The sequence below is a fragment of the Sphingomonas sp. CFBP 13728 genome (assembly GCF_014841895.1).
Lineage (GTDB): Bacteria > Pseudomonadota > Alphaproteobacteria > Sphingomonadales > Sphingomonadaceae > Sphingomonas.
Genome location: NZ_JACYUS010000008.1, coordinates 58,494 through 84,366, shown reverse-complemented (window position 1 = coordinate 84,366; position 25,873 = coordinate 58,494). Strand labels below are relative to the sequence as shown.

Below are 25,873 nucleotides of genomic sequence, written 5' to 3'. Positions count from 1 at the left end.
GAACGACGCCTCTTTGCCACCCTGGACCCTGACTTTCGTCAGGATCCAGGGTGGCGGTTTGGGGCGCGTCCATACCCTCCAATCCTTCGCCGCCAAGGGGGCGCCGAAGGCGACGGCGGGGTAGGACACGGAACAGAGGTCACCTTTTCCTCCCCTCCGTCTGGCAAGAGCCAGCCACCTCCCCCTTGCGGGGAGGATCCCAAACGCCCGCGTCAGAAGTTGAAGCGGAGGCCTGCCGAGTAGCGTGCATACCCAGGTTGCGCGAACGTCACGAAATTGTCCGAGCGGCGGTGGCCGCGGCGGCCCTGGCCGGTGAGGTTGATCGCTTCGGCGAACACCGCGAGCCCCTTGGTCATCTGGACGCTCGCGCTCGCATCGACCTGGCCGTACGCCTCGACATAGGTCGGGTCGAACGCGCCGCCGGCATAGAACTCACCGCGCCAGTTATACGCAACGCGCGCCTGGATGCCGTTCTTGTCGTAATAGCCGACCGCGTTGGCGCTGTCGCTGAGCCCGGTCAGCGCGAACTGGCCGACATTGGGATCGAGCGTGTTGTCGTATTTCGCGTCGCCGTTGACGATCGTGTAGTTCAGGATGACGCCGAAGCCTGTTTCCCACAACCGGTGCTGGATCGCGAATTCCCAGCCGTTGATGTTCGCGGTCTGGTCGCTGTTGAACGGCTGGCTCAGCTGGAAGTTGAACAGATCGTCTTCGGGCAGGCCGAAGATGTTGCCGTTCAACAGGCCGGCATCGCTGGTGCCCGTAACCTGCGACGAGGCTGGGAAGTTGCGCAGGATGTAATCGCGGACGCGCAGATTGTCCGTCGTCCCCAGCGCCGCGACCGCCTGGCGATAGCGCGGGCCCGAGCCCGGATTGCGCAGGTTGAACGCGGGCGTGTTGAGCTGCGTCGTGCCGATGAAGTTCTCGACGTCCTTGGTGAAGTATCCGACCGAGATGTAGCTCTCGGGGCCGTAATACCATTCCGCCGACAGATCGATGTTCTTCGATTTGAATGGCACGAGGTTCGGGTTGCCCTGGCTGCCTGTGCCGCCGCCGATCCGCGGGTTGGAGTCGATGTTCAGGCCGCCCTGAAGGCTGCCGTAATCCGCGCGCGTGATGGTGTGGCTGTACGAGGCGCGCAGCTTGACGTTGCGGACCGGTTCGATGTCGAAATCGACCGCGGGCAGCCAGTTGTGGTACTTGCCCTTCAGCGACGTGAACGAGTTCGCACCATAGGTGAGGGCGAATTCGTTCGCGCCGGTCCAGCGCGTGCCGTTCGGGATCGGCACCAGCGCCGACGAGTTCACCTGCGTCTCGTCGTAGCGGACGCCGCCGATGATGTGCGCGGGCCGGCCGAACACGTCGAACTTGCCGTTGAACTGGATGAACGGCGAGATCGTCTGCTCGCGAATCCGGCGATCGTTGGTGTAGTCGGCAAGGCAGGTGCCGGGCGCGGCGACGCCGGTCTGCGGCGCGCTGCAGATATTATACTGCGAGCGCAGCAATTCGGCCATCTGCTCGAAATTGAACGTATAGATCGACTGCGGGATCGCCGGATTGCCGGAGCCCGAGACGCCCTTGAACTTGTCGGGGATGCTGGTGAGGTTGAAGAAATCGTCGGGCACCGCGGTCGCGCCGAACGAGGCGCCGCGCGGATCGATGCCGCCCCAGGTCTCGTTCTGGATGAAGCCGTAGGCCGAGCGGACCTTGTTGTCGACGTACGAGAAGCCCCAGTCGATGCTGTCGAGGAACTCGCCGTCGTGGTCGTAATGACCCTTCAGCTGGAGCTGGTTGATCTCGTCCTTGAAATAGGCGTTTCGGAACGCGTTGCCGGTCGGCGTGATCAGCGCGGCGTTGAGCGGGTCGATGCCCGGATACATCTGGTACGAGATGATCGGCAAGTCGCTCTCGAAGTTCACGGTCTGCGACTGGACGCCGAAGATCGCGCCGCCGATCGACGTGCTGCTGCCGTAATCGTTGGTCGGCTTCGACGTCGCGGTCGAGTGATGCGCGTCGAGCGACATCGTGACGTTGCCCGGCGCCTCCCACGTGAGATTGCCGCCGATCGACTTGTTCTCGGATTTGTTCGCGGTCAGCGAGCTGCTGTACGAAAGATCCTTGCCGGGCGCGAAATTCTCCGAATAGAAGAGTGGGCCGGCCGCGGGGCCATCGGTCCACGCGCTGCGCGTGTCGCCGAAGTTGAACCAGATTCCGACGCTGCTGTCGCGCACCTCGACCTTGTTGCTCGAATAGGTGAAATCGAGCGTCGCGGTCAGCGTGTCGGTCGGCTTGGCCTGCAACACGAGCTGGCCGTTGATGCGCTCGCGATCGATGTCGATGACGTCGTACGCGGCGCTCTGCGGGATCTCGTAGACGTCCGTCGGACCGGGGCGATTGGTGATGTTCGCGGCACCGGGCGTGCCGGGCTGCGCGAGCGTGCCCCAGTTGTTCTCCGCACCGAGGAACCCGTCGCGGAAGCCGACGCTCGCCGAGTTGTTGCTCGCCTTGCGACGCTGGTACGCGCCGCTGAACAGCACGCCGATGCGGTCGTCGGCGAAGGTGGTGGACAGGATGCCCGACACTTCGGGGGTGATCTGGTCCTTGCCGTTGCGCGAGCTGTCGAGCACGCCCTTGGCGGCGATGCTGCCGCGCGTGCCCGGCTTGTCGAGCGGGCGCGGGGTGCGGATGTTGATGCTCGAACCGATGCCGCCCGACGGTATGGCGGCGCGACCGGTCTTGTAGACCTCGACCGCGGCGACGCCTTCGGAGGCGAGGTTGGCGAAGTCGAACGAGCGCGAGGCGGGCGCGCTGGCGCCGTCGCCGAGCGTCGAGGTCGGCATCTGGCGGCCGTTCAACGTGACGAGGTTGTATTCGGGGCCGAAGCCACGGACGGTGACGGTCGAGCCTTCGCCGTTCGAGCGGTCGATCGACACGCCGGTGATGCGCTGGAGCGACTCCGCGAGGTTGGTGTCGGGGAACTTGCCGATGTCCTCGGACGAGATCGCGTCGACCACGCCCTGGCCGTTGCGCTTGATGTCGATCGCTTCACGCAACGATGCGCGGATGCCGGTGACGACAATATCGTCGGTGGTCGCGTTGGGGTCGGTCGGGGCGGCCTGTGGCGCGATGTCCGACGGCCCTGGATTGCCGACGGTTGCGGCCGCGTCCTGCGCCATGGCGATACCGGGCGTGCCGACCAAAGCCAGCGCCGACGTGCCGATTATGAAACGCGAAAGCGAGCGAGCTGCGAAGCTACGCATGGTAATCCTCCCCTGTAGACGACGCTATGACCTGCGCCTGTCCCGTGAACGTTCACTTTCCCCTTGCATGGAACGGTGTCAAGCACGGTAGCGCTACCGTTGTGAACGTTCTCAAAATATGCTGTTGATAGTGGCTATGGCGCAACACGCCGCCGGACGACCGCCTTCGAGAGCGGTCGCCGCATCAGGAAAGGACGCAAGGATGTCGAACAGGTTTTACGGGATGCTGTTGGGAGCATCGCTGCTCGCACTCGCCGGGGCGGTCGATGCTCGGGATGCGGGCAAGCCCGGCACCACGATCGCCGCCAGTGCCGATGCGCGCGCGCGCGCCCAGGCTCTCGTCGCGCGGATGACGCTCGACGAGAAGATCGCGCTGGCACACGGGCTGTTCCCGCCGATGGCCGCCGGCAAGACCGCCAATGAACTGATCCCGTCGGCCGGGCATATCGACGGTATTCCGCGGCTTGGCATCCCGCTGGTGCGGGAGAGCGATGCGTCGCTCGGCGTTGCGAACCAGGTCGAACAGCGCAAGGGCGACGTCGCCACCGCGCTGCCGTCCAGCCTCGCGACCGCGGCGAGTTTCGACGTCGCGATCGCGCGCGCGGGCGGCACGATGATCGGCGCGGAGGCGCGCGCCAAGCGGTTCAACGTGCTGCTGGCGGGCGGGGTAAATTTGACGCGTGACCCGTGGAACGGTCGCAATTTCGAGTATCTGGGCGAAGACCCGTTGCTGGCGGGGGAGATGGCTGGCGCGCATATCGCCGGGGTGCAGTCGAACCACATCGTATCGACCGTGAAGCACCTCGCGCTCAACGCCCAGGAGACCGGGCGGATGGTGGTCGACGCGCGGATCGACGAGGCGAGCTTGCGGATGAGCGACCTGCTTGCCTTCCAGATCGCGATCGAAAAGGGGCGGCCGGGCTCAGTGATGTGCGCCTATAACAAGATCAACGGCGACTGGGCGTGCGAGAACCGGCACCTGATGACCGACGTGCTGAAGCGCGACTGGGGCTATCGCGGCTGGGTGATGAGCGATTGGGGCGCGGTGCATTCTACCGCGAAGGCGGCGAATGCGGGGCTCGACCAGCAATCGGGGCAGGAGCTCGACAAGGCGATGTACTTCGCCGCGCCGCTGAAGGCTGCGGTCCAGTCTGGCGCGGTACCGGTCGCGCGGCTCGACGACATGATCGCGCGCTATCTGACCGGGCTGATCGAGACCGGCGCGTACGACAACCCGGTCCCGGCCGCCGCGCAGGTGCCGCCCTATGCCGCACATGCCGAGGTCGCGCAGCGCGCGGCGGAGGCGGGCATCGTGCTGCTCAAGAATGACGGCGACCTGTTGCCGGTGGCGCGGACCGCCAAGCGCATCGTCCTGATCGGTGGGCGGGCGGACGTCGGTGTGCTATCGGGTGGCGGATCGAGCCAGGTCCGCTCGGTCGGTGGCGCACCGATCGAGATCCCGCTGACGTCCGGCGCGGCGATGTCGTTCGCGCGCTACACCTATCACGCGTCGTCGCCGCTGAAGGCGTTGCAAGCCGTGCTGCCCGGTGCGACCGTGACGTTCGTCGACGGGAAGGACGTCGCGGCAGCGGCCGCCGCGGCGCGGGCAGCGGACATCGCGATCGTGTTCGCGACGCAGTGGACGACCGAGGCGCAGGACGTTCCCGACTTGTCGCTTCCCGATAACCAGGATGCGCTGATCGCTGCGGTCGCCAAGGCCCAGCCGAGAACGGTCGCGGTGCTCGAAACCGGCGGTCCGGTGCTGATGCCGTGGATCGGATCGGTCCCGGCGGTGCTCCAGGCCTGGTATCCGGGCCAGCGTGGCGGCGAGGCGATCGCCGACATTCTGACGGGCAAGGTCTCTCCATCGGGCCGGCTGCCGATCACCTTCCCCGCCGCGGCATTGCAGGCGCCGCGCGCGGCACCGGTCGGGCTGGACCGGCTGACGTCGGTCGAGGCGCAGGCCGCTGCAAACCCCGCGAACGCATCGACCTTCCAGCTCGAGAGCTTTCCGGTCGACTATGTCGAAGGCGCGAACGTCGGCTATCGCTGGTACGAGAAGCAGCGCCGGCGTCCGCTCTTCGCGTTCGGTCACGGGCTGAGCTACACCAGTTTCGCCTATCGCAACCCGGTAGTGACGGGCGGGCGATCGCTGAACGTCACGTTCGAGATTACCAACACCGGCAAGCGGGCAGGGGCGGACGTTCCACAGATGTACGTGGCGCGTGATGGCTCGGCCACGCCGATGCGGCTCGCGGGCTTTACGCGTGTGACGCTTAAGCCGGGGGAGACGCGGCGAGTCATGCTGACCGCCGAACCGCGCATCGTCGCCGATTACGACACGACGCTGCCCGGCTGGCGGATTGCGGGGGGTGCTTACCGGGTGGCGCTCGCGCACGATGCGCAGGACCGGGCGTTGGTTGTTACGACCAGGCTCGATGCGGCGACGATGAAGCCGTAACTGCAACGGCCACGCTCCTCCCCCGCAAGGGGAAGGTGGCGCTGAAAGCGACGGAGGGGGAGGACACGGAACAGCGGTTCTCCCTCACCGCCCCCTCCGTCAGGCTCTGCCTGCCACCTCCCCCTGGCGGGTGAGGATTTAGAAGTCGGACGGGGCATAACGTCACGCCACCTGAAAAGCGGAGTCATGTCTCCCCGCGAAGGCGGGGACCCAGCCTGGGCTCCCGCCTTCGCGGGAGAACAAGACGCGGGTGCGACCGAGACTGATCGAATGCCCGGCCGATCCGCCGATCGAACGGCCAGAGCGGTTGCCTGTCCCGCCTCCCGCAGCTTAGGGATAGGTCATGGCGCGTCTTCCCGCTTCCCGCGTTTCCGCGCCTGGCTCCGATCGTCGTTCGACCCTGTTCCTGCTTGTCTTCGCGCTCGCCTATGTCGGTGGGGTCGTCGGCTATCTCCCGCTGTTGACGCTGTTGCTGCCGATCAAGGTCGACGCGGTCGTTACCGCGATCGGGGGGGCGGGGCGGCTGGACGTTCTGACCGTGATCGTCGTCGCCGGAGCGCTGGCGGCGAGCGTGTCGAACATCGCGTTCGGGTGGCTGAGCGATCGATCGGTCGCGCGGGGCAGGGGGCGCCGGGGCTGGCTGGCCGGGGGCTTCGTGGCGACCGCGATCGCCTACGCCGCGATGGCCGTCGCGAGTACGCCGATCGCGCTGATCCTCGCGGTCGTCGCGTTCCAGGTGGCGGTGAACGCGGTGCTCGCGCCGCTGCTCGCGATCATGGCCGACGAAGTGCCCGATGCACAGAAAGGCGTGGCCGGCGGCCTGCTGGCGATGGCGAGTCCGGTGGCGTCGGCCTTGGCGGCGCTGCTGGTGGCGACCACGTCGCTGAACGAAACGCTGCGGCTTGCGGTCGTGCCCGTCGTGGTCGCGTGCTGTATCGTTCCGCTGTTGCTGACACCGGCGCAACCGATCGCGCGGATCGGTACGACATCGCCGATCGAGGCGGTGCTGCGCCGGGATCTGGCGCTCGCGTGGAGCGCACGGCTGTTCGTGCAAGTCGCCGGCAGTGCGCTGTTCGTCTATCTCTTCTACTATCTCGAAAGCATCGCCTCGTCGGTGGCGCCGGGCAGAATCGCGGCGCGGATGGGGATGGTGATGATCGTCGCGTACACCGTGCCGCTGCCGATCGCGGTGCTGATCGGACGGCTGGCGGATCGTTCCGGGCGGACCAAGCCGTTCCTGTTCGCCGCCACCATCGTTGCCGCGTCCGGGCTGTGTGGCATGGCGTTCGCCAACGACTTTACGAGCGGCGCGGTCGCGTTCTGCGTCTATACCGCGGGCGCGTCGGTATTCCTCGCGCTGCACGCGTCGTTCGCCATGCAGTTGCTGCCAAACCCACTGCACCGCGGACGTGACCTGGGACTGCTCAACCTGACCAACACGCTGCCGGGGCTGCTCGGGCCGACGCTGACCTGGGCGCTCGCGACGCCGACCGATTTCGATGCGGTGATGCTGGTGCTCGCGGCGCTGACGCTATGCGGCGGCGGGATCATCCTCGCCGCGCGCGGTCGACGCTAGCGGCGCCAGTAACGGACGTAATCGACCGCCATGCGCTGCGGGAAGGCGGTGTCGTCGATCCCCTTCTGGCCACCCCAGTCGCCGCCGACCGCGAGGTTGAGGATCAGTTCGTACGGACGCGTGAACGGCCATGCCGCCTTGCCGCCGGGCTGATCGTTGACGACGCGCATGACCGCGCGGCCATCGACGCCAATCGTGATCGCATCCGCGCGCCAGTCGAGTTGATAGCGGTGGTACGCGGTACACGCGGTGGCGACGTGCGTCTGGGCGCCGCGCTGCGTACCCTTGACGTGGTTGAAGGCGCCGCTGTGCAGCGTCGCGTGGATCGTGCCGGCGTCCCAGCCGACCATCTCCATGATGTCGATCTCGCCCTCGTCCGGCCATGTGCCGCCGGACGGGAGCAACCAGATCGCCGGCCAGCCGCCGCGTCCGCAGGGCAGCTTCGCGCGGACTTCGTAGAAACCGTGGCCGCGTGGTTGGCGCGAGACGAGCTTGGCGGAGGTATACGCCTGGCCGCCCCAATCAGCGAACTTCGACTTGTCCAGCGCCTCGCGCCGCGCCTCGATTACCAGTGCGCCGTCCTCGATCCGTGCGTTCTGGGCGCGGTCCTTGGCATAATATTGGCGTTCATGATTGTACCAGCCCTCGGCGTTGCGCGACGTGTCGAAGCGCCATTTGCTCTGGTCGATCGCATTGCCGTCGAATTCGTCGGCAAAGCTCGGCTTGCCCTTGGGGGCGGGCATCGGCGCGGTGGCGCCATAGTTGGTCGCACCGAGCGTAGCGGCTTGCGCGGCGAGTATCAGCAGGATCATGCGGTGGTCCTCGTGTTCATGGATATCGGACCAGCGTCTGGCGGACGGCGCCCGGTCGTGCGGCGGCGCCCGTATCGTTGACCAGATGCGCGATCGTACCCTGGCCGGTGCCAAGCGAGATCGTCGTGATACTGGCAAAGCGGACGCCCGCCCGACGAGGTGCTTCGACCGCGCTTTCGAGCACGATCGAGGGGTCGGCGGTGAAGTTGGCGTAGATGCCCATTCCGGTCGCTTCATGCACCTCGACGGTATCCGCGACCTTGTAGGCGGCCCAGCCACGCGTCGAACCCGCCCTGTACGCAGCCTGGCTCGGTGGATCGTAGGGCAGTTCGCACTGATAGAAAAAGGTTCGGCCGCGTTCGCCGTTCCACGTCACCTGGTATTTCTGGAAATGCTCGACGAACAGGCCGTGGATGATGACGTCGTCGCCATTGACGATCAGGCCCTGGTCGGCGGTACTCTCGGTCCAGCCGACATGCACGCGGCCGCCTTCGCGGTCGCCGTGGTCGGCGCGCCAGATCCAGAGATGATCTCCGATCACGTGGTGGCTGTTGATCTCCAGGCAGGTCGCGGCCTTGCCCACGGTCGCGCCGCCGACACGGAAGAACAGGTCCGCGAGGAGCGTAGGGTTGCGGCTGTGATCGCGGCTTGCGCCTCGGGGACCGACCTGGACGAGTATCGGCGTTTCGACCGGCCCGGCGTCGATCAGCAAACCCGCGATCGCGACACCCGGAACGTCCGCAACGACGATTGCGGCGGCGTCGTCCTCGGCGAGCAGCGTCGCCAGCCCCAGGCCGAGCACGACCGTGTCGGCATGCTCGATCCGTAACGGCGCGTCGAGGCGGTAGATGCCGGGGGTCAGCAGGAGGTGCCTCCCGGCGGCCAGCGCTTCGTTGATCGCGGAGATCGGCGTGTCGGGGTGGGCGATCAGGAACCGGGACAACGCGATCGACGTGCCGGCGGAGGCGCCCGTGGCCCAGCTCGTCCCACGCGTATCGCGGCGCAGCGCAGGAACGAAGACTGCCCATCGCCCGGTGGGAGTGACGTGGAGGAAGGGCTTCTCGCGGACTACGGGCACCGTCGGCAGGCTGGTATAGGGCGGCTCGGGGAAGCTCGTCGGCGGGGCGCCATCGACGCCCGCGAACATCATGTTCCAGTTCGATCCGGCCCACGCACCGATATGGCTGTTGCGGGTGAACCATTGCTGTTGCGTACCCGATCGCACGGTTCCGTCGATCCGACAGTCCGCCATGAACCCACCGCTCGACCAGCCGCCGTCGTCGAGTGCAAGATCGCCGCGCAGGTGAACGCGGCGATAGGGTGCGGCCTGCGATACCGCCCAGCGATCCGCGCCGTCGGCGGGGCGGACCGACAGATTCTCGACGCCACGCCAGAAATTAACGAGCGCCATGCCCTTTGCCCAGTCGGCCTCGGCGTGGACGTGGCCGTCGATCACGACGTCGCCGGGCAAGCGACCGAGCCCTGCGACCTGCGTAAAGAACCCGACGTTCACATCGACCGCGTAGCGTCCCGGCCTGAACAGGATCGCGTGGCGCGTATCGGTGAAATGCGCGCGCTCCTGTCCGCGGAAGATGGCGTCCACGCGCGCCTGCACGGCGGCGGCGGGCATACTCGGATCGACGATCAAGACGTTGGGGCCGAAATCCGGGATCGCGTCGAGTTCGGGTGCGGCTGCCTCCGCTGCGGCCGTCGGGAACACTGCGACGAGCCCGGTTCCGCCGAGGCCTTCGAGAAACGCGCGGCGCGTGTGGTTCAAGGCTGCCTCCCCAATATCCGCTCCGGAACCGTCGCCGCGTGGCGCGGCGCGGTCCGGTAGCGCGGCCAGGTTAGGCCAAGCGAACCCCTCGCTCAACCGAGCTCATTCGATCGCGAGGAACGCGGTGACCGTCAGCCGCCCTGCCGCTGGATCGGCGGACAGTGGCGCACCGCTGGCGATCGCGCCGCTGTGCAGGACGTAGCTTCGATACAGCAAAGCGCGATTATAGGCCGCATCGACCAGCGCCGTGCGTTCGAACAGCGCCGTATCGCCGGCGATATACCCTTCGGGCGGCGTCGCTTCGACTTCGTGGCCGAGGTGCTCGAAAAATGTGGGGGCGCGCGTCTCGTCGATCGTCTCGAACCCGGTCTTGCGATGTCGGAAAAACGCCGTGCCGTCACGGATCGTCGGCGAGAGGTAATGGATCAGCGCGATCCGGTCGCGCCCGTACGCGTCGACATGCGGCAGGCGCTGCCGAATATCGAGCGCTTCGGGCGTAATCGTCACTATCGAGAACTGCGCATCGACGACGCGGATGCGGCGGCACGGTCCGAACTCCCGCCCCAGCGCGCGTGCGACCACGGGAAGCTGATCGCGCAGATACGTATCGGGAAGGGCGGCGCGGATGCCGGGATAATGCTGCCCCGCGGAAACGAACCCGGCCTCCGCTGCCGCCGCGCGCAACCCGTTGGGATCGCTGGCAAAGCCATCAATGATGATGAGTGGTTCGGCTTCGCCACCGATACGCCCTCTGGTGATACTACGCATGGTCATGGCTCACCGTCCGTTATCGGTGTTTGACGCAGCACAACGCAAGGGCGTCGTTGATCCGTCGCCAACCTAACGGAGGAGCAGATGGCGCGCCTGCGGCCATATTTTCCAAAGAGCCATGGCAAGCCGCGAGTTGACGACCGGCGGGTGTTGAGCGGCATCGTTTTCGTGAACCGCAACGGGCTGCGCTGGCGTGTTGCGCCCAGCGGCCCGCACAAGCCTGTCCTGAGCCTGCCGAAGGGACGCTCTACAATCGCTGGAAACGATGGGGTGAGATGGGTGTGTTCCTGCGCATGATGGAGGCCTTGGCTGCCGCGGATGCCGACCCAAAGCCTGTCCTGAGCTTGTCGAAGGGGCGGCATGAACACGAAGCTCCACGCCGTGACCGACGCAAACGGCCGTCCGCTCAGCTTCTTCATGACCGCCGGACAGGTCAGCGACTACACCGGTCCGGCCGCATTGCTCGACGATCTGCCCAAGGCGCAATGGCTACTCGGCGACCGCGGCTACGACGCCGACTAGTTCAGGGATGCCTTGCAGGCCAAGGGCATCCACCCATGCATCCCAGGTCGGAGGTCTCGGCTCGAGCCCATCAAATACGACAAGCGCCGCTACCGGCGCCGTAGCCGTATCGAGATCATGTTCGGATGGCTGAAGGACTGGCGCCGCGTCGCGACCCGCTACGATAGGTGTCCGACCGTCTTCTTGTCCCATCGCCCTCGCTGCCACCGTCATCTTCTGGCTTTGATCAACGAGTCCTGACCCTAGTGGTTCAAAGGTCAGTCTTAATCTTCGGCCCATCGCCGGAGCAGGTTGGACTGCGTTTTTGCCAGGAGATCCAGTTCGGGCGTTTTGCCGAGGCGATCAAACAACGCGTGCCGCGCCGTTTCCAGATCGAACAGGAGTTCGCGAGCATCGCGATCGCGGATCAGGCTGCGTACCCAGGTTACGGCGGCGAGGCGCTCGCCAGATACGACCGGCGCGACGCGGTGCAGCGCCGTCGTTGGATAGACTACCGCATCTCCTGCCGCGAGTTTCACGTCCTGTTCGCCCGCTGCGGACTCAATCACCAGTTCGCCGCCTTCGTACGTGTCGGGTTCTGACAGGAAGATCGTGACCGACACGTCGGTCCGCATGCCGCCCATGATCGCGTCGTCGACATGGTTGCCATACGCCATGCCGGGCTCGTAGCGGCTGAACAGCGGCGGGCGAACCACGTGCGGTCGCGTGGCCATCCGGAACAAGGGGTTCGCGAGCAACCGGTCAACCACCAAGTCCTGCATGTCCGCCAACAGCGGGTCGGCCCGGTCGACCTGTTCGTTGCGCTTGACTGGGCGGGCCTCGCGACCGGCGGTCCGGCGCCCGTCGACATAACGCGTCTTGCCGAGATTATCTCGCAACGACTGGAGATTGTCGGCGTCCAGAACGTTGGCAATCATGATCAACATCAGGGTTCTCTTGGCATCGGCATAACGTCGGGGCGGGTCCCTATCAGTCCCAGCCCACGCGGGCCAATGCGTTGGCGAGTAAGGAATTAGTATGCGTACGAAATTGTGGATGGGCGTCGGCGCCGTCGTGGTCGCGCAATCCGGCCAGGCGATCCTGACCGAAGCGGCAGCCAAACCACTGGCGCCGTCGGTCGACCAGGTCGGCGAAGGCGGCGAGAACGAGCGCGGCGAGGGTGAGGGCGAAGGCAAGGGTCGCCACGTCGCGCGCTCGACCAGGTCGCGCCACGTCGTCCGCAATCCCCGTCGCGTTCGTGCCGCGCAACAGCATGCCGGTCAGCGCGGCGAAGGCGAATATGAGGGCGGTGAAAACGAGAGCGGCGAAGGCGAGGGCGAACGCTGATAGCTGGACATAAGCGAAGATGAGCCGGTCCGGCATCACGCGCAAGCTCATATGGGCGGCGGCAGCGTTGTGCGTTTGCGTCCTGATCTTCGCGATCATCGCATACCGACCGGCAATCGCAGCCGTGACGCGCTCCGATCCTCGTCTATTCGATCCGGCGCTCGTTGCGCGCGGCGCTAATCTGGCCCGGCTAGGAAATTGCGTCAGTTGCCACCAGTCTGCAGGTGGGCGTCCGTATGCAGGCGGGTATCCGGTCAAGACGCCGTTCGGAACGATCTACGGCAGCAACATCACGCCCGACCCGGCGACGGGAATCGGTGCGTGGTCTCCGGCCGCGTTTCGACGCGCGATGCATGAAGGCGTCGGGCGTGACGGCAGCCATCTATATCCCGCCTTCCCCTACACCCATTATGCGAACGTGACGGAGAGCGATTTGGGGGCGCTCTACGCGTTCCTGATGACCCGACCGGCCGTGCGTTCGGTGCCGCCGGCCAACACGATGATCCCGCCGCTCGGGTTTCGACCCATGCTTGCCGGATGGAAGCTGTTGTTCTTCCGACCACAGCGGATCACGCCCGACGCCAGCCAGTCTGCCGCCTGGAACCGGGGACGCTACATCGGCGAGACGCTGGCGCACTGCACCGCCTGTCACAGTCCGCGCGGGCTTTTTCAGCAGGAGAAGCGCGGCGCGCAGGCTTATGACGGCGGTTGGTCTGGTGGTTGGTATGCGCCCCCGATCAATGCGCATTCGCCTGCGGTACAGGCCTGGACGGTAGAGCGGCTCGATGCCTATTTTCGCACCGGGCTGAGCACCGCGCACGCTGCCGCGGCCGGCCCGATGGGGTCGGTAACCTATAACCTGGCCCGTGCAGCACCGACCGACGTTCATGCGCTGGCGACGTATTATGCATGGCAAATGCGCGCTGCGCCTGCTGCACGGTTCGAGCCACCGCTGCCCGATCGCCAGGCGCTGGCGTCGCAGCGTCATCCCGACGGTGCGCGGCTCTACGAGGGGGCCTGCGCAGTATGCCACGAGCCGGGCGCGGCGATGATGGTTGCGGGACGTCCAGCCTTGCCACTCGGCACACCGCTGCACGAGGACAACCCGCGTGACACGATCCAGATCATCCTGAAGGGTCTCCATCCGCCCGTCTCGCCACGCGGGCCCTATATGCCGGCGTTCGCCGATGCTCTCGACGACCGACACGTGGCGGAAATCGTCGCATATCTGCAGATGCGCCACAGTACCGGACCGGCGTGGAAGAACCTCGAGAAAGACGTCGCCAAGGCACGCAAGGAGGGCGAATGATCGACCTGACCGTCAACGGCGCAACGGCACGTGTCGACGTGGATCCCGCGACACCGCTTCTCTACGTGCTGCGCGACGATCTGGGACTGCATGCCGCGAAGTTCGGGTGCGGGTTGGGGCAGTGCGGCGCGTGCACCGTGCTGGTCGACGACAAACCGGTGTTCTCCTGCGTCCTCCCCATCAGTGCGATCGGCACGCGAAAAGTCACGACGGTCGAGGGACTGGGCACGGCCGCCAAACCGGGTGACGTTCAGCGCGCCTTCCTCCACGAGCAGGCGGCGCAGTGCGGCTATTGCATCCCCGGCATGATGGCGCGTGCGGAGGGGCTGCTACGCAAGACGGTGACGCCGACCGAGGACGAACTGCGGACCGCGATGGCACCCTCGCTATGTCGGTGTGGGACGCACATGCGGATCCTGCGCGCAGTACGGAGGGCAGCGGTGATGCGCGGCGGCGGCGTGGTCGATGCCGCGGAACCCGTGACGTGAGCAGCGAGGCGTCACGCCGCGACGTGCTGGGCGGCTTGCTGGTCGCGTTCTCGCTCGCACCGGCTGCCGCGCTGGCGCAGACCGGCGGTGGCGAGGGTAGTGGCGGACCGCCGACGGTCGCTCCCGGTCTGCCGGGGACATTGGCCAAGTTTCCCGATCTCGACGCGTGGATCCGGATCGCACCGGACGGCCGGGTGACGGTGTTCACGGGCAAGGTCGAACTCGGCACCGGCGTGAAGACCGCGATGGCGCAGCTTGCCGCCGACGAACTCGACGTCACGATCGAACGGATCGACCTCATCACCGCGGACACGGGCCTGACACCGAACGAGGGCGTGACCGCAGGGAGCCAGACGCTCGAACAGAGCGGCACCGCGATCGCCAATGCCGCCGCCAACGTCCGGCTGTTGCTTGCCGAGGCAGCCGCGGCGCGGTGGGGCGTGGCGGCGACCACGTTGTTCACACGCGACGGTGCGGTGCTCGACGGGCAGGGACGGCGCGCGACCTATGCGGCGCTGGCTGCATCGACCTCGCTGGCGGTGCGTGCGAGAGTAGACGTGCCGCGCAAGCGTCGGGAGGCGCGGCGGTTGATCGGGAAGCCGGTACCGCGCGTCGACCTGCCCGCCAAGCTGACCGGTTTGCCAAGCTATGTGCACGACATGCGGCTGCCCGGCATGGTGCATGCGCGGGTCATGCGCGGACCGTCATCCGGCACGCAACAGACGCCCGATCTTGCTGCGCTGCGCCGGCAAGCGGGTGTCGCCAGGGTCGTGCATCTCGGGCGTTTCGCGGCGATCGTCGGGCCGCGCGAATGGCCGCTCGAACAGGTACTTCGCGTTGCCAATCGCGGCCGCTGGGTGCGTGACGCCGCGGCGCCGGCGCTACCGCCGATGCCTGCCGGGTTGCTGACCATGCGGCGGGAAAGCCAGGTGATCGAGAACCGACGCGACGATCCCGGCGCGCGCGGCGTCCAGCGACTGTCTGCACGCTATGACCGGCCCTATCTGATGCATGGCGCGATCGGCCCGTCCTGTGCGGTCGCGCTGTTCGCGGAGGACCGGCTGACGGTGTGGACGCACAGCCAGGGTGTCGAGCCGTTACGGCGGGCGATCGCCGAACTGATCGCGATACCCGCCGACCGCGTCCGGTGCGTCCACCGCGAGGGGGCCGGGTGCTACGGGCATAACGGTGCGGACGATGTGGCTGGCGACGCTGCGCTGATCGCCCGCGCGATGCCGGGCGTGCCCGTGCGGCTGCAATGGAGCCGCGAGCAGGAACATGGCTGGGAACCGCTCGGCCCGGCGATGGTCGCGCAGGTCGACGCGACGCTCGATGCATCGGGACGGATCGTCGACTGGCGACATCAGGTATGGAGCAATACGCACAGCACGCGGCCGGTCGCAGCCGGTGATCTTCTCGCCGGTACCGAAGTCGTACCGCCGTTCAAGCCGACCCCGCCGAAACCGATCCCGCAGCCCAATGGCGGCGGCGACCGCAACGCCATTCCGCTCTACCGCTTCCCCAACCAGACCATCGTCAGCCATTTCCTGCCCGACATGCCGGTACGCGTCTCGGCGCTGCGCGGACTGGGCGCACACCTGAACATCTTCGCGCTCGAAAGCTTCATGGACGAGCTGGCGGCGGCAGCGGGCCGTGATCCAGTCGCGTTCCGGCTGGCGCACTTGGACGATCCACGTGCGACCGCCGTGATCCGGCAGGCCGCAGCACGGTTCGGCTGGGCGCGATACCGATCCGCCCCCAATCGCGGGCGAGGCTTTGCCTTTGCCCGCTACAAGAACCACGGGGCCTATTGCGCCATCGCGCTCGACGTCGAGCGTATCCCCGACGAAGGGCGGCTGATCGTCCACCGCGCGGTCGCTGCCGTGGACAGTGGCGAGACCGTCAACCCGGACGGCATTCGCAATCAGGTGGAGGGTGGCATCGTCCAATCGCTGAGCTGGACCGCGTTCGAAGCGGCCGGGCACGACGGTGCGCGCCGGACCGACTACGACTGGAGCACTTATCCAATACTCCGGTTTGCCGATGCCCCGCTCAGCGTGACGGTCGAGGTCGTGGACCGGCCGGGCACGCCGTTCCTCGGTACCGGTGAATGTGCCCAGGGGCCGACCGCGGCTGCGCTGGCGAACGCTCTGGCTTCAGCTACAGGGGAACGGCTGAGAAGTATGCCTTTGATCAGCCGGTTGTTGTCTCAGGCGTAACCTTTGGTCTCTGCGCGCCAAGTATCAGATACGTAGGGCAGCATGAATGAGCGGCGGAAGTTGGGGCTGAGAGAAGCAAGCTTGAGTGTCTGAATGTGGGTCACGGCAGTTGTTGCGACGAGAGAGGCGAATGATCATACGACCCTCGGTAGGAAGAGACGGCATTCTACGGTAACGGCATCGACCGAGCCGCGGTCGATGCCGTTTTCATCAAAAGCGCCGGCGGATCGTGCCGAACACCTGCCGCGGCGATCCTGCCTGTATGGTGTTGTTGAGCGAGCCCGCGGTATTGAAGAACTGGCCTGAACCGAGCGCTGCAATGTATTTCTCGTCGGTCAGGTTCACCGCGTTGACCTGAATCTCGACGCCGGCCAGCGCGCTGCTCGCCGGAAAGCGATAGCCTACAGCGGCGTCGAACAGCGTGTAGCCCTTGACCGTCACGTCGCCGGTATAGGTGACGTTGCGCCGCGACGTGTAGGCGCCTGCGACATTGCCGAAAAACATGCCATCATCGTAATTGATCTCGCCCTTGGCGAGGTGCGCGGGGGTGTCGACGGTGCGGACGCCCTTGGTGGGCACGAATGCGGTGCCATTGACGGTGTCGTCGTCATAGGTGCTGTCGTTGTACGAATATGAAGCGATGAGAGCGAGCGGGCGGGCGACCTGATAGGTCGCGCCGATCTCGACGCCGCGGCTGGTCACGCTGCCGACGTTTTGAAGGATGCTCGGGTTGCCGAGGATGTTTGCGCCGCTGAACGCCGCGAGCAGCCGGTTCTTGAACTTGACGTCGTAGCCCGCGATCACGCCGCGCAAGCCGCCGAGATCGAACCGCCAGCCCGCCTCGATCGTACGTGAGGTTTCGGGCTTCAGCGTATCGCGGATCGCCTCGAAGCCGACCTGCGTCGTGCCAAAGGGGCCACGGAACGAGCTGATATAGGCGCGCATGTTCTCGGCATAATTGGCGAAGAACTCCTGACGTCCGAGCTTGTAGGTCGCGCCGACCTGAGGCTGGAACCAGTCCTTTGCCGCGATCTTGCCGTTGATGAACGGCGTGCCGAACGTCGTCGTGATGCCGTTGGAAACACGCGTACCCTTGAAGCCGCCGGCGATCGTCAGCGCGTCGAGGATTTTCCAGCTGTCGCTGACGAAATACTGGTTGGTGACGGTGGTGAGGTCGGTCAGGAAGTCGCTGCGGAACGGATTCGCCAGGAAGTCGGTCACGTCGGGCCGGTTCGTCAGGCTGGCGGCATAGTAGTTGCGGTCTGTGCTGGCGCGATTGTCCTCGTGCCAATAGCCGACCTGCAGCGTGTGATCGCCCAGCCGCGCGGTCGCGTTGGCGATCCCACCGTCGCGCTTGATGCCGTATTCGGTGGTGCGCACCGACAACGCGAAGCCATCGGGAGAGAACACGGCTGGGGTATAGATGCCGCCACTGCCCTTGTCGTAATGGTGGTAGTAGGTTGCAGTCGTATCGAGCCAGTCTGCGATCGGCATGTCGAGCGTCATGGCGCCGAGCCAATCGCGACGTACGCCGCCGCTGTCGTAATAGGTATCGTTGACGTTGGTGTACGGCGTCGGGAACACAACGCCAGCGGTCGGGAAGGGCAGCGCCCGATTGGCGGCGCGCGCGGTCTGGTTCGCACTTACCTGAGACAGCTGAATAGCGGTCGCATAGTCCGGCCGCAGGAAGTCGAGGCCATAGCCGATCCGGCCGAGCGTCGCCGGCGACAGATCGGCATAGTTACGCTCCTTGTGGAGCGAGTAGTTGAGCCAGCCCGTCAGGGTCGCATCGCCAAGCTTCTGGACGATCTTGCCGTTCACCTTGGTATCCGACTGGTTGCCGTAGCCCTTCCACTTGCTGGCGTCGTGGACCACGCCCGAGACCGACAGCAGCGTGCCCGTCGACAATTCACCACTGTCGAGGCGACCGTACAGATGAACGGTATCGTACATACCGTAGGTCAGTGCGACCTCACCACCGGCTACCTGTGACGGCGCGCGCGAGACGAATTCCAGGTTGCCGCCAAGGTTGCTGGTCGAGGCGATGCCTAGTGAGCCGGCGCCCTGCGACACGTCAACGCGCGCGATATTCTCGGCAGCGATCGCACGGCTGACGTGGAGGCCATTATGCCCGTTGTAGAACATGTCGCCGAGGGGGACGCCGTCAAGCGTGTAGCCCATCTGGCTCTGGTTGAAGCCACGCACCGACAGGCGCGTGCCGAGCTCGTAGCTGCCGAACGGATCGGAACTCTGAAGCGCGACGCCGGGCAGGCGGGCGACGGCCTTGAGCGGCGAACTGCCCGGTGGGAGGATTTCGATCGCCTTGCGTGAGACGGTCTGTTCCTGACGAACTTTTCCGGTGCCGTAGACGACGATCTCGCCGTTCGTGTCGGGCGCGTCCTGCGCGGGAGCAGCGTCGGGCGACGTTTGGGCGAGGGCGGGGCTGGCGACCGCCAGCATCGCACTCGCCGAGGCAAGCAAAAGCGTCTTCGAAATCACTGGGGTTCCCGCCTGATGAGACTGTGGAGCGTCACCGCTCGAGCGGTGATCGTTGCCGTCCGACTAGATCGGTTTCAGGACGCTTTCATTACGAGGGCGCTACGGATTTATGACGTACTGGCCGATTGTCACGATCCGGTCACGGGGCATGGATAGCGCTATGGTCATGGCTGGTCCGGATATCCTTTGGCATCGTCGAGCGCTGATCGGCGCGATGGCATCGCTTGCAGTGCTGCCGACGATCCCGGTCGATGCCGACGCGCGGGCTCACGCCGATCCGTTCGCGCTCGGTGTCGCCAGTGGGGACCCCGGTGCCGATGGCTTCGTGCTGTGGACGCGGCTCGTCGGCGCGCAGTTGGAGCCGTTGCAGGCGGCGGCCATCGTGGTGCGGTACGAGATTGCAACGGATGCCGCGTTCCGCGGGATCGTGCGGACGGGGAGGGGCTTGGCGCACCCCGAGCGCGCGCATGCGGTGCATGTCGAGGTCATCGGGCTGCCCGCCGGACGCCCCTACTGGTACCGTTTCCATGCGCTTGGCGCGACGAGCCCGGTCGGTCGCGCGGTTACGGTACCGCGGGTCGCAGACCGGTTGCGGCTCGCCGTGACGTCATGCCAGCATTGGGAGCAGGCGCGGTTCGGTGTCTACCGCGATATCGTCGCTGCCGAGCCCGACCTGGTCCTGCAACTCGGCGATTACATTTACGAACAAAGCTATCCCGACGTACCTCGCGTCCGCGATTTCGGCGCGCTCGAGCCGCGCGACCTTGAGGGCTATCGACGACGCCATGCGCTCTACAAGACGGATCCGGACCTGCAGGCGGCCCATCGCGCGTGCCCATGGGTGGTGACGTGGGACGATCACGAGGTGTTGAATGATTATGCCGGGCTCGCCAATCGCGAGGGCCTGCCGCCAGCCCTGTTCGCTGCGCGGCGCGCCGCGGCGTACCAGGCATATTTCGAGCATATGCCGATCCGCCCGAGTTTGTGGCGCGGACGGCGTGAGGCTCGACTGTATCGTGCTGTCGATTGGGCGGACCTCGCGTCACTGTCGGTGCTGGATACGCGCCAATATCGTAGCTCGCCCCCCTGTGCTGCGCCAAACGTTGCGCGCAACGTACGGCTAAAGGATTGTGCAGAAGCCGCAGCGCCGGCTCGCACGATCATGGGCGACGCGCAGGAACGCTGGCTATCCAACCGTCTGGCGGGCGAGATGCGTCCCTGGACGATCGTCGCGCAACAGGTGTTTTTCGCGCCGCTTTGGCTCGACGGCGCGCATCGGTCTACGTTTAGCGATCAATGGGATGGCTATGCGGCGAACCGCAACCGGGTGCTGCACGCGATGACGCGCCCGGCCGTCCGTAATCCGATTGTGTTGAGCGGCGACGTGCACTCCTTCTGGGTGAATGATCTCGATGGTCCGAGCGGTTCGGCAATCGGAACCGAGATTGTCACGTCGGCCCTAGCGGCCGCGTCGCCGCCAGTCGGCCGGTTTGGCGACATCGACCGCAACAATCCGCATGTTCGTTTTTATGACGTCGAGCAGGCAGGCTGGGCGAAGCTAGATTTCGACCGCCAGAAGCTAAGCGTCGATATGCGGATGATTGTCGACCGAGTGGACGCTGGCAGCGCAATACGATCATTGGGCAAGTTCACGACGCAATCAGGCTCGCGAAGGATGGAAAGGGGTTAGTTTCTGCCGCGTGACGGTAGCAAGATGAACAAGCGTCCGGTTGGGAGAAACGGCAATGACGCGGTGATGGTCCGTTCCCGGGTCAGCGCCGGGGGCGGGGCGGCGTGATGTCGTCAAAAGCACGGAGTTGCGGATGGGAATGGTAGCCATCTGACTGATGGCGCCTAAAGCCGCCTTTTGCATCACCGAGAAGGCCCGGTTAAGATCACGCACCAGGCGGACTTTCCTTTTTCGCGTTTTAGCCGCAAGTAACGGCTAAATGGCTCTCTCACCCGACTATTATTCTGTTCTAGGTATTCCCTCGACGGCAAGTCGTGACACTATTCACGCCGCGTGGAAAGCGCTGCTCCGTCAATATCACCCCGATGCCAACCATGGTGTGGATGTCTCTGCTCGTGCGAAAGAGATCAACGAGGCGTATTCCGTTTTGGGAAAGAAGGAAGCACGCGCCGCCTATGATCGGTCGCAGATCAGGCCGTCTGCCCACCGAGCGACCGCGGACCGCCCGTTTTACCCCAGAAAAGCCGGCAGGCGCCCGATGCGACCTAGCCCGTCGATGCAGCCCAGCGGTAGCTTCTCGCCGCCGCTAGAGACCAACGAATGGCTGATGGGCCTTTTCCTGCTGATCCTCACCGCCGCACCGATCGCTACAATCCTGGTTTTGTGGAATGAGGAATCCGGATTGGCACCTACGGTTCGACGTAGCGTTGCCGCTAATCCCGTGCCTAAGCCCCCCGGAAAAGCCGTCCGCAGCTCATCGGGCACAAAATTCGGACTTGGACAGCCTGCTTCTTAAACTGTCGCCCAGTTGGGACATTCGAGTTCGCAGAGTCAGGCACCAAAAGCGGTCGTAACGCGGAGATGAACGAGCGGCCGAAGTTGGGAAGCTGGGAAGGGGGCGGGGACGTCTGATTATGGGTCTCCGTAGTGATATTCTGCGGATAATTCATCGTATTTGGGACCGCCACGCGCAAACGCTACTCTAAGGCCGGCCAGCATTTGCATCCCAAGCAGCCAATGCATGCGTGACCCCCGCATCGAGGTCTGCGTGAGAGACGCCATCTCGAGCCTGAATAGACAAGCCGACTAAAACCCCGTCGAACAGCGTGGTCAGTCCGGCCGGATTGATGTCGTGCCGCAGTGTGCCATCCTTGACCGCAGCGTCGACACAGGCTCGGATCGCCTCACGGTTCGCTGCCCGCTCCGCAAGAGTCAGCGCTTGAACGGATCCTCCGTCGACAGAGCAGATAGTGCTTGAGAGCGTGACCATGCAGCCAGTCGGGTGAGCAGGATCGGTCTGCATCTCTGCCGACCGGCGCAACGCTTGCTCTATGCGCTCCCGCGGCAAAAGACCCTCATCATGCAAGACCAGCATCACCTTGCCATGCGTCGCGCCATATTTTTCAAGCGCGGTGCGATAGAGTGCCTCCTTGGACCCAAACGCCGCGTAGAAGCTCGCCGACGAGATGCCGCCCATCGATTGACGAAGCTGCTCCAGCGACACGCCTTCGAAGCCATACTCCCAGAACAGGTGCATGGCCTGCGTAACCGCAGTGTCGCGGTCGAAGCCACGGGGACGTCCGGTACGGGCCATAGCAAGCTCCTATGCTGACTTCTGAAATAGTCGATCCAAAAGTCATTGACAACCGGAAGCGCATCTCACACTTGTGGACTATACAGTCCACAAGTGAGGTATCCTATGGCGCATCCAGTACCGGTACGCGTGGAAGGCGAGCGCGATACGCTGCCATTCGCTGCGCTTCTGGCGCTCGCGATGACTGGTTTCACCGCGATTTTGACAGAAACGCTACCGGCCGGCTTGCTGCCCCGCATGTCGGAGGGCCTCGGCGTTTCCGAAGCGCTAGCCGGGCAGACCGTCACCGCCTACGCCGCAGGTTCGCTGGTCGCTGCGATCCCATTGACGGCGTGGACCCAACGAATGCGCCGCAAGCCGACGCTGCTCGCGGCGATCATCGGCTTCCTGATTTTCAATACTATCACTGCCATCTCCGGTAATTACTGGCTGACCCTGGTCGTTCGTTTCCTGGCCGGTGTGGCGGCCGGCCTCGCATGGGGTATCCTGGCCGGCTATGCGCGCCGAATGGTCATTGGCCCGCTCAAGGGCAAGGCGCTCGCGATCGCGATGGTCGGTACACCGATCGCGCTCTCGCTCGGCGTACCAGCGGGCGCCTTTCTAGGGGCGACCGTGGGCTGGCGGGCTGCGTTCTTCGCGATGTCGGGAACGACTGTCCTGCTGATCGGCTGGGTGTTGTGGGCGGTGCCCGACTTCGCGGGCCAGTCGGCGCACCGACGGTTGTCTATCGGAACCGTCTTCAGAACCCCCGGCATCCGCCCGATCCTCGCAACGATCTTCGCCTGGATGACCGCCCACAATATCCTCTACACCTATGTCGCGCCGTTCGCCGTGCTGTCGGGCCTCCAAGGTCGCGTCGATCTGCTGCTGCTCACATTTGGCGTTACAGCGCTTGTAGGCATCTGGGTAACGGGGCTTCTGGTGGACCGGATGCTGCGCCGGCTGGTATTGATCAGCTTGGTCACGTTCGTCGGAGTCGCGCTGGCCTTCATCCTGTTCGGTACGATCACTGCAGTGGTGATCGGGGGCATCGTTGTTTGGGGATTATCCTTCGGCGGTGCAGCGACGCAATTGCAGACGGCGTCTGCCGATGCGGCAGGCGACGGAGTCGATCTCGCTAATGCCATGATCACGACCGTCTGGAATAGCGCAATTGCCACGGGCGGCATTGTCGGCGGCATCTTGCTCGATACATCAGGCGCAGGCAGCTTCTCCTGGGTGGTGCTCGGGCTTTCGGGGACCGCCCTCTTCATCGCTTTCAGCGCACGTAGGAATGGTTTCAAACCCGGTCCACGCTTGCATGCGTAATCGAAGGATGCGCGGTGTTGGGTGACGTCGGGTTATGGCGTCAGGCGTGAGATCGGCGTGAGCGAGTGTCGCGCTGACCCGTGCCATCGGGCAAAGGCGCCGCCTTCGAGGATACCCCGCCCCAGAAGATGAATGAATGGCCGAAGTTGGGTAGCTGATAGCATATCGCGAATGTGGTAGTATGGAATTGGCTCTATATCGGCCGTAGTGCTCGCACGATCTGCCGTGTGTCCTTAGAAGGCGGTAGCCCAAAGAAACGGGAGTATTCCCGGCTGAACTGCGTGGGGCTTTCGTAGCCGACCCCGAATGCCACCGATGTTGTATTGCCTTCGCCTGCGATCAGCATGTTGCGTGCATGCAGCAGCCTGACCCGCTTTTGATACTGCAACGGGCTAAGCGCGGTCACTGCCTTGAAGTGGCGGTGAAAGGCCGAGATGCTCAGCGCCGCCATTGACGCCAGCGCCTCTACCCTCAGCGGCGTCGTGAAGTTCTCGCGGATCCAGCGTATGGTGACCCCGATCCGTGAGAGCGCAGTGCCAGGGGCAGCGATATCGCGCAGCATCCAGCCCTGCGGACCCTGAAGGACGCGGTAGAGGAGTTCTCGTTCGTAGGCAGGTGCGAGCGCGGGGATATCGGCTGGCCGCTCCATCAGGCGCAGCATGCGGACCCAGGCGTCGAGTAGTTCGTCGGTGACGGGCGCAACAGAGAAGCCGGAGCTGTAGAGTTCGCCGCCGGACGGTTTGGGCAAGTCGGCGAGCAAATTGGCTACGATCGCCGGCTCAAGCGTCAGGCTTACGGCCAGATAGGGGTCGCCGACGTCGTTCGGATGTACGGACCCGACCGCTGGAAGATCGACGGACATCACGAAATAGGTCGCGGGGTCGTAGCGAAAGGTGCGCTCTCCAACCGTCATCGTTTTCGAGCCCGTCAGGATGAGATTGATCATCGGGCTATAGACTGCGGCAAGCTTGTGTTCGGGGATTTCGCCTTGGACCATCGCAACTCGCGGAATACCGGTCGGCGTCGCACGGTTTTGCGCGCGGGCGGCCAGTCGTCGCAGTTCCTCGAGGTTCGTGTTCATGCGCCGCTCGTACCCGATGCGCGGATGCGTACCAAGCAATGAGCAGGATCAGGCAGGTTTCGAAGAGGATCGTGAAGGCAGCCGATGCAGGCCGAGCCTATCTGAGTTGCAGGCCGCGGTGATCGAAAATGACCGGCTCGGCGGTGGGTTCGCACAAAAACTGGAGTTGCCGTTATGACGAAGCTGATGATCTACGGTGCCGCTGGATACACGGGTCGGATGGCCACCATCAACGCGAAGAACGCAGGCGTGGAAGTGGTGATCGCGGGCCGCGAGCAGGACAAGGCAAAGTTCGTCGCGTTGGCTGGCGAACTGAGCGTGGAATACCGCCTGTTTGCGGTCGATGACGTCGCTGCGGCACAGGCAGCTTTTGAAGGCGTTGGCGCGCTGCTGAACTGCGCCGGGCCGTTCATGCGTACTGCCGAGCCGCTGATGCAGGCATGCATCGTAGCCGGCGTTCACTATCTCGACATCGCCGCGGAACTGGACAGCTACCAGCTTGCCGAAAAGCTCGATGAAGCCGCTACCGCCGCGGGCGTGATGCTCCTGCCGGGCAGCGGTGGCAGTGTCGCGATGCTGGGATCGCTCGCCGCCCATGCGGTCAAGCGTGTCACCCACCCGCGGAGCGTCAGCGTCGCCATGCACGTGGCGGGCGGCTTTTCGCGCGGGTCGGCGGTCTCGGCAAGCGAGAACCTTAATACCCAGCTACTCCACCGCGTCGACGGCGAACTGGTCAGCCGCAGACCCGAGGACGTCCGCGATTTCGATTTCGGCAATGGGCCTGCGACGTCCTTCCCCGTGACGCTCCCCGACCTGATCACGATCTGGCGCGCCACGGGCATCCCGAACATCGAGACGTTCGTGTATCTGACCGACACCGCGTTTCCCGAAGGGGACCTGTCCGCGATGCCAGATGGCCCGTCGCTCAAGGAGCGCGAAGCCAGCCGCTATCATGCCGCAGTCGAGGTGACCGGCGCAGACGGTACGGTGGTTCGCTCGGTGCTCGAAACGGTCAACGGCTATACCTTCACGACGGTCGCCGCGGCAGAGGCCGCTCGCCGGGTGCTGAACGGCGAGGCCCGTCCTGGCTTCCAGACGCCGGCAGGTCTGTTTGGCGACGGCTTTGCTGAGACGATTGCCGATACCAGCATCGTCGATCTCTGATCGATCTAGAGGCGGG

Annotated in this window: 19 protein-coding genes and 1 pseudogene; 12 read left to right on the top strand and 8 right to left on the bottom strand. The window is 65.1% G+C overall.

What is annotated here, in order from left to right; genetic code table 11:
- Positions 1–212 precede the first annotated feature (212 nt).
- Positions 213–3,260 (bottom strand): TonB-dependent receptor, encoded by a 3,048-nt coding sequence (locus tag IFT67_RS19145; RefSeq protein WP_192239692.1) that lies wholly within the window; start codon positions 3,258–3,260, stop codon positions 213–215.
- Positions 3,261–3,462: 202 nt separating this feature from the next.
- Between IFT67_RS19145 and IFT67_RS19140 the strand changes: the two genes are divergently transcribed.
- Together IFT67_RS19140 and IFT67_RS19135 are read left to right on the top strand one after the other, a co-directional pair.
- Positions 3,463–5,721, top strand: coding sequence for a beta-glucosidase family protein (locus IFT67_RS19140; RefSeq protein ID WP_192239691.1), 2,259 nt, complete (start codon positions 3,463–3,465; stop codon positions 5,719–5,721).
- A gap of 343 nt (positions 5,722–6,064) precedes the next feature.
- Positions 6,065–7,297: an MFS transporter gene (locus IFT67_RS19135; protein WP_192239690.1), complete on the top strand. Its 1,233-nt coding sequence runs from the start codon at positions 6,065–6,067 to the stop codon at positions 7,295–7,297.
- Here the strand turns inward: IFT67_RS19135 and IFT67_RS19130 are convergent.
- The 3 genes from IFT67_RS19130 to IFT67_RS19120 all read right to left on the bottom strand — a co-directional run bounded on the left by IFT67_RS19130 (position 7,294) and on the right by IFT67_RS19120 (position 10,660).
- Entirely contained in the window at positions 7,294–8,109 is an 816-nt protein-coding gene (locus IFT67_RS19130; RefSeq protein WP_192239689.1) for a glycoside hydrolase family 16 protein, read from the bottom strand. The two genes, IFT67_RS19135 and IFT67_RS19130, sit on opposite strands and share 4 nt — an antisense overlap.
- A 16-nt stretch (positions 8,110–8,125) precedes the next feature.
- The gene (locus tag IFT67_RS19125) at positions 8,126–9,886 is read right to left on the bottom strand and encodes a pectate lyase-like domain-containing protein (RefSeq protein ID WP_244647561.1); all 1,761 of its coding nucleotides are present in this window, start codon (positions 9,884–9,886) and stop codon (positions 8,126–8,128) included.
- Between the two features lie 102 nt (positions 9,887–9,988).
- A complete protein-coding gene (locus tag IFT67_RS19120; RefSeq protein ID WP_192239688.1) occupies positions 9,989–10,660 on the bottom strand; it encodes a DUF6445 family protein in 672 nt (223 codons plus the stop codon).
- Between the two features lie 81 nt (positions 10,661–10,741).
- On the opposite strand from IFT67_RS19120, the pseudogene IFT67_RS19115 reads away from it, so the two are divergent.
- Positions 10,742–11,405, top strand: a pseudogene (locus IFT67_RS19115) (IS5 family transposase).
- Between the two features lie 37 nt (positions 11,406–11,442).
- On the opposite strand, the gene IFT67_RS19110 reads toward IFT67_RS19115, so the two are convergent.
- Entirely contained in the window at positions 11,443–12,105 is a 663-nt protein-coding gene (locus IFT67_RS19110; protein WP_192239687.1) for a Fe2+-dependent dioxygenase, read from the bottom strand.
- A 91-nt stretch (positions 12,106–12,196) separates the two neighbouring features.
- Here IFT67_RS19110 and IFT67_RS19105 point away from each other — a divergent pair, with 91 nt between their 5' ends.
- The 4 genes from IFT67_RS19105 to IFT67_RS19090 are packed head-to-tail and all read left to right on the top strand — an operon-like array spanning position 12,197 to position 16,521.
- Positions 12,197–12,505, top strand: coding sequence for a hypothetical protein (locus tag IFT67_RS19105; RefSeq protein ID WP_192239686.1), 309 nt, complete (start codon positions 12,197–12,199; stop codon positions 12,503–12,505).
- Between the two features lie 19 nt (positions 12,506–12,524).
- Complete coding sequence (locus IFT67_RS19100; protein WP_192239685.1) at positions 12,525–13,814, top strand: cytochrome c; 1,290 nt, start codon at positions 12,525–12,527, stop codon at positions 13,812–13,814.
- Positions 13,811–14,302 (top strand): (2Fe-2S)-binding protein, encoded by a 492-nt coding sequence (locus tag IFT67_RS19095; protein ID WP_192239684.1) that lies wholly within the window; start codon positions 13,811–13,813, stop codon positions 14,300–14,302. The genes IFT67_RS19100 and IFT67_RS19095 overlap by 4 nt, the downstream gene beginning before the upstream one ends.
- Positions 14,299–16,521 carry a molybdopterin cofactor-binding domain-containing protein gene (locus tag IFT67_RS19090; RefSeq protein ID WP_342450654.1) on the top strand — a complete coding sequence of 741 codons (2,223 nt, stop codon included), beginning with the start codon at positions 14,299–14,301 and terminating at the stop codon, positions 16,519–16,521. The genes IFT67_RS19095 and IFT67_RS19090 overlap by 4 nt, the downstream gene beginning before the upstream one ends.
- Positions 16,522–16,731: 210 nt before the next feature.
- Here the strand turns inward: IFT67_RS19090 and IFT67_RS19085 are convergent, their stop codons facing one another.
- Positions 16,732–19,020 (bottom strand): TonB-dependent receptor domain-containing protein, encoded by a 2,289-nt coding sequence (locus IFT67_RS19085; RefSeq protein ID WP_192239682.1) that lies wholly within the window; start codon positions 19,018–19,020, stop codon positions 16,732–16,734.
- 148 nt (positions 19,021–19,168) lie between these two features.
- Between IFT67_RS19085 and IFT67_RS19080 the strand changes: the two genes are divergently transcribed.
- Together IFT67_RS19080 and IFT67_RS19075 are read left to right on the top strand one after the other, a co-directional pair.
- Positions 19,169–20,710: an alkaline phosphatase D family protein gene (locus tag IFT67_RS19080; protein ID WP_192239681.1), complete on the top strand. Its 1,542-nt coding sequence runs from the start codon at positions 19,169–19,171 to the stop codon at positions 20,708–20,710.
- A 259-nt stretch (positions 20,711–20,969) separates the two neighbouring features.
- Complete coding sequence (locus IFT67_RS19075) at positions 20,970–21,506, top strand: J domain-containing protein (RefSeq protein WP_192239680.1); 537 nt, start codon at positions 20,970–20,972, stop codon at positions 21,504–21,506.
- A gap of 186 nt (positions 21,507–21,692) precedes the next feature.
- On the opposite strand, the gene IFT67_RS19070 is transcribed toward IFT67_RS19075, so the two are convergent.
- Positions 21,693–22,304 (bottom strand): TetR/AcrR family transcriptional regulator, encoded by a 612-nt coding sequence (locus tag IFT67_RS19070; protein ID WP_192239679.1) that lies wholly within the window; start codon positions 22,302–22,304, stop codon positions 21,693–21,695.
- 105 nt (positions 22,305–22,409) lie between these two features.
- On the opposite strand from IFT67_RS19070, the gene IFT67_RS19065 reads away from it, so the two are divergent.
- Positions 22,410–23,612, top strand: a complete 1,203-nt coding sequence (locus IFT67_RS19065; RefSeq protein WP_192239678.1) for an MFS transporter — start codon at positions 22,410–22,412, stop codon at positions 23,610–23,612.
- Positions 23,613–23,805: 193 nt separating this feature from the next.
- Here IFT67_RS19065 and IFT67_RS19060 read toward each other — a convergent pair whose 3' ends face one another.
- Positions 23,806–24,693: an AraC family transcriptional regulator gene (locus IFT67_RS19060; protein WP_192239677.1), complete on the bottom strand. Its 888-nt coding sequence runs from the start codon at positions 24,691–24,693 to the stop codon at positions 23,806–23,808.
- Here IFT67_RS19060 and IFT67_RS19055 point away from each other — a divergent pair.
- Both IFT67_RS19055 and IFT67_RS19050 read left to right on the top strand, forming a co-directional pair.
- Positions 24,692–24,871 carry a hypothetical protein gene (locus tag IFT67_RS19055; protein WP_192239676.1) on the top strand — a complete coding sequence of 60 codons (180 nt, stop codon included), beginning with the start codon at positions 24,692–24,694 and terminating at the stop codon, positions 24,869–24,871. The two genes, IFT67_RS19060 and IFT67_RS19055, sit on opposite strands and share 2 nt — an antisense overlap.
- On the top strand, positions 24,868–25,857 hold the full coding sequence (locus IFT67_RS19050; RefSeq protein ID WP_192239675.1) for a saccharopine dehydrogenase NADP-binding domain-containing protein: 990 nt from the start codon (positions 24,868–24,870) through the stop codon (positions 25,855–25,857). Before IFT67_RS19055 ends, IFT67_RS19050 begins: the two co-directional genes overlap by 4 nt.
- Positions 25,858–25,873 lie beyond the last annotated feature (16 nt).

Coding starts and splice junctions, on each gene's coding strand:
- IFT67_RS19110 (WP_192239687.1), bottom strand. CDS start 12,105: ATGTTGATCATGATTGCCAACGTTCTGGACGCCGACAATCTCCAGTCG.
- IFT67_RS19140 (WP_192239691.1), top strand. CDS start 3,463: ATGTCGAACAGGTTTTACGGGATGCTGTTGGGAGCATCGCTGCTCGCA.
- IFT67_RS19050 (WP_192239675.1), top strand. CDS start 24,868: ATGACGAAGCTGATGATCTACGGTGCCGCTGGATACACGGGTCGGATG.
- IFT67_RS19135 (WP_192239690.1), top strand. CDS start 6,065: ATGGCGCGTCTTCCCGCTTCCCGCGTTTCCGCGCCTGGCTCCGATCGT.
- IFT67_RS19105 (WP_192239686.1), top strand. CDS start 12,197: ATGCGTACGAAATTGTGGATGGGCGTCGGCGCCGTCGTGGTCGCGCAA.
- IFT67_RS19055 (WP_192239676.1), top strand. CDS start 24,692: ATGCGCCGCTCGTACCCGATGCGCGGATGCGTACCAAGCAATGAGCAG.
- IFT67_RS19075 (WP_192239680.1), top strand. CDS start 20,970: ATGGCTCTCTCACCCGACTATTATTCTGTTCTAGGTATTCCCTCGACG.
- IFT67_RS19130 (WP_192239689.1), bottom strand. CDS start 8,109: ATGATCCTGCTGATACTCGCCGCGCAAGCCGCTACGCTCGGTGCGACC.
- IFT67_RS19095 (WP_192239684.1), top strand. CDS start 13,811: ATGATCGACCTGACCGTCAACGGCGCAACGGCACGTGTCGACGTGGAT.
- IFT67_RS19070 (WP_192239679.1), bottom strand. CDS start 22,304: ATGGCCCGTACCGGACGTCCCCGTGGCTTCGACCGCGACACTGCGGTT.
- IFT67_RS19145 (WP_192239692.1), bottom strand. CDS start 3,260: ATGCGTAGCTTCGCAGCTCGCTCGCTTTCGCGTTTCATAATCGGCACG.
- IFT67_RS19120 (WP_192239688.1), bottom strand. CDS start 10,660: ATGACCATGCGTAGTATCACCAGAGGGCGTATCGGTGGCGAAGCCGAA.
- IFT67_RS19065 (WP_192239678.1), top strand. CDS start 22,410: ATGGCGCATCCAGTACCGGTACGCGTGGAAGGCGAGCGCGATACGCTG.
- IFT67_RS19100 (WP_192239685.1), top strand. CDS start 12,525: ATGAGCCGGTCCGGCATCACGCGCAAGCTCATATGGGCGGCGGCAGCG.
- IFT67_RS19080 (WP_192239681.1), top strand. CDS start 19,169: ATGGATAGCGCTATGGTCATGGCTGGTCCGGATATCCTTTGGCATCGT.
- IFT67_RS19060 (WP_192239677.1), bottom strand. CDS start 24,693: ATGAACACGAACCTCGAGGAACTGCGACGACTGGCCGCCCGCGCGCAA.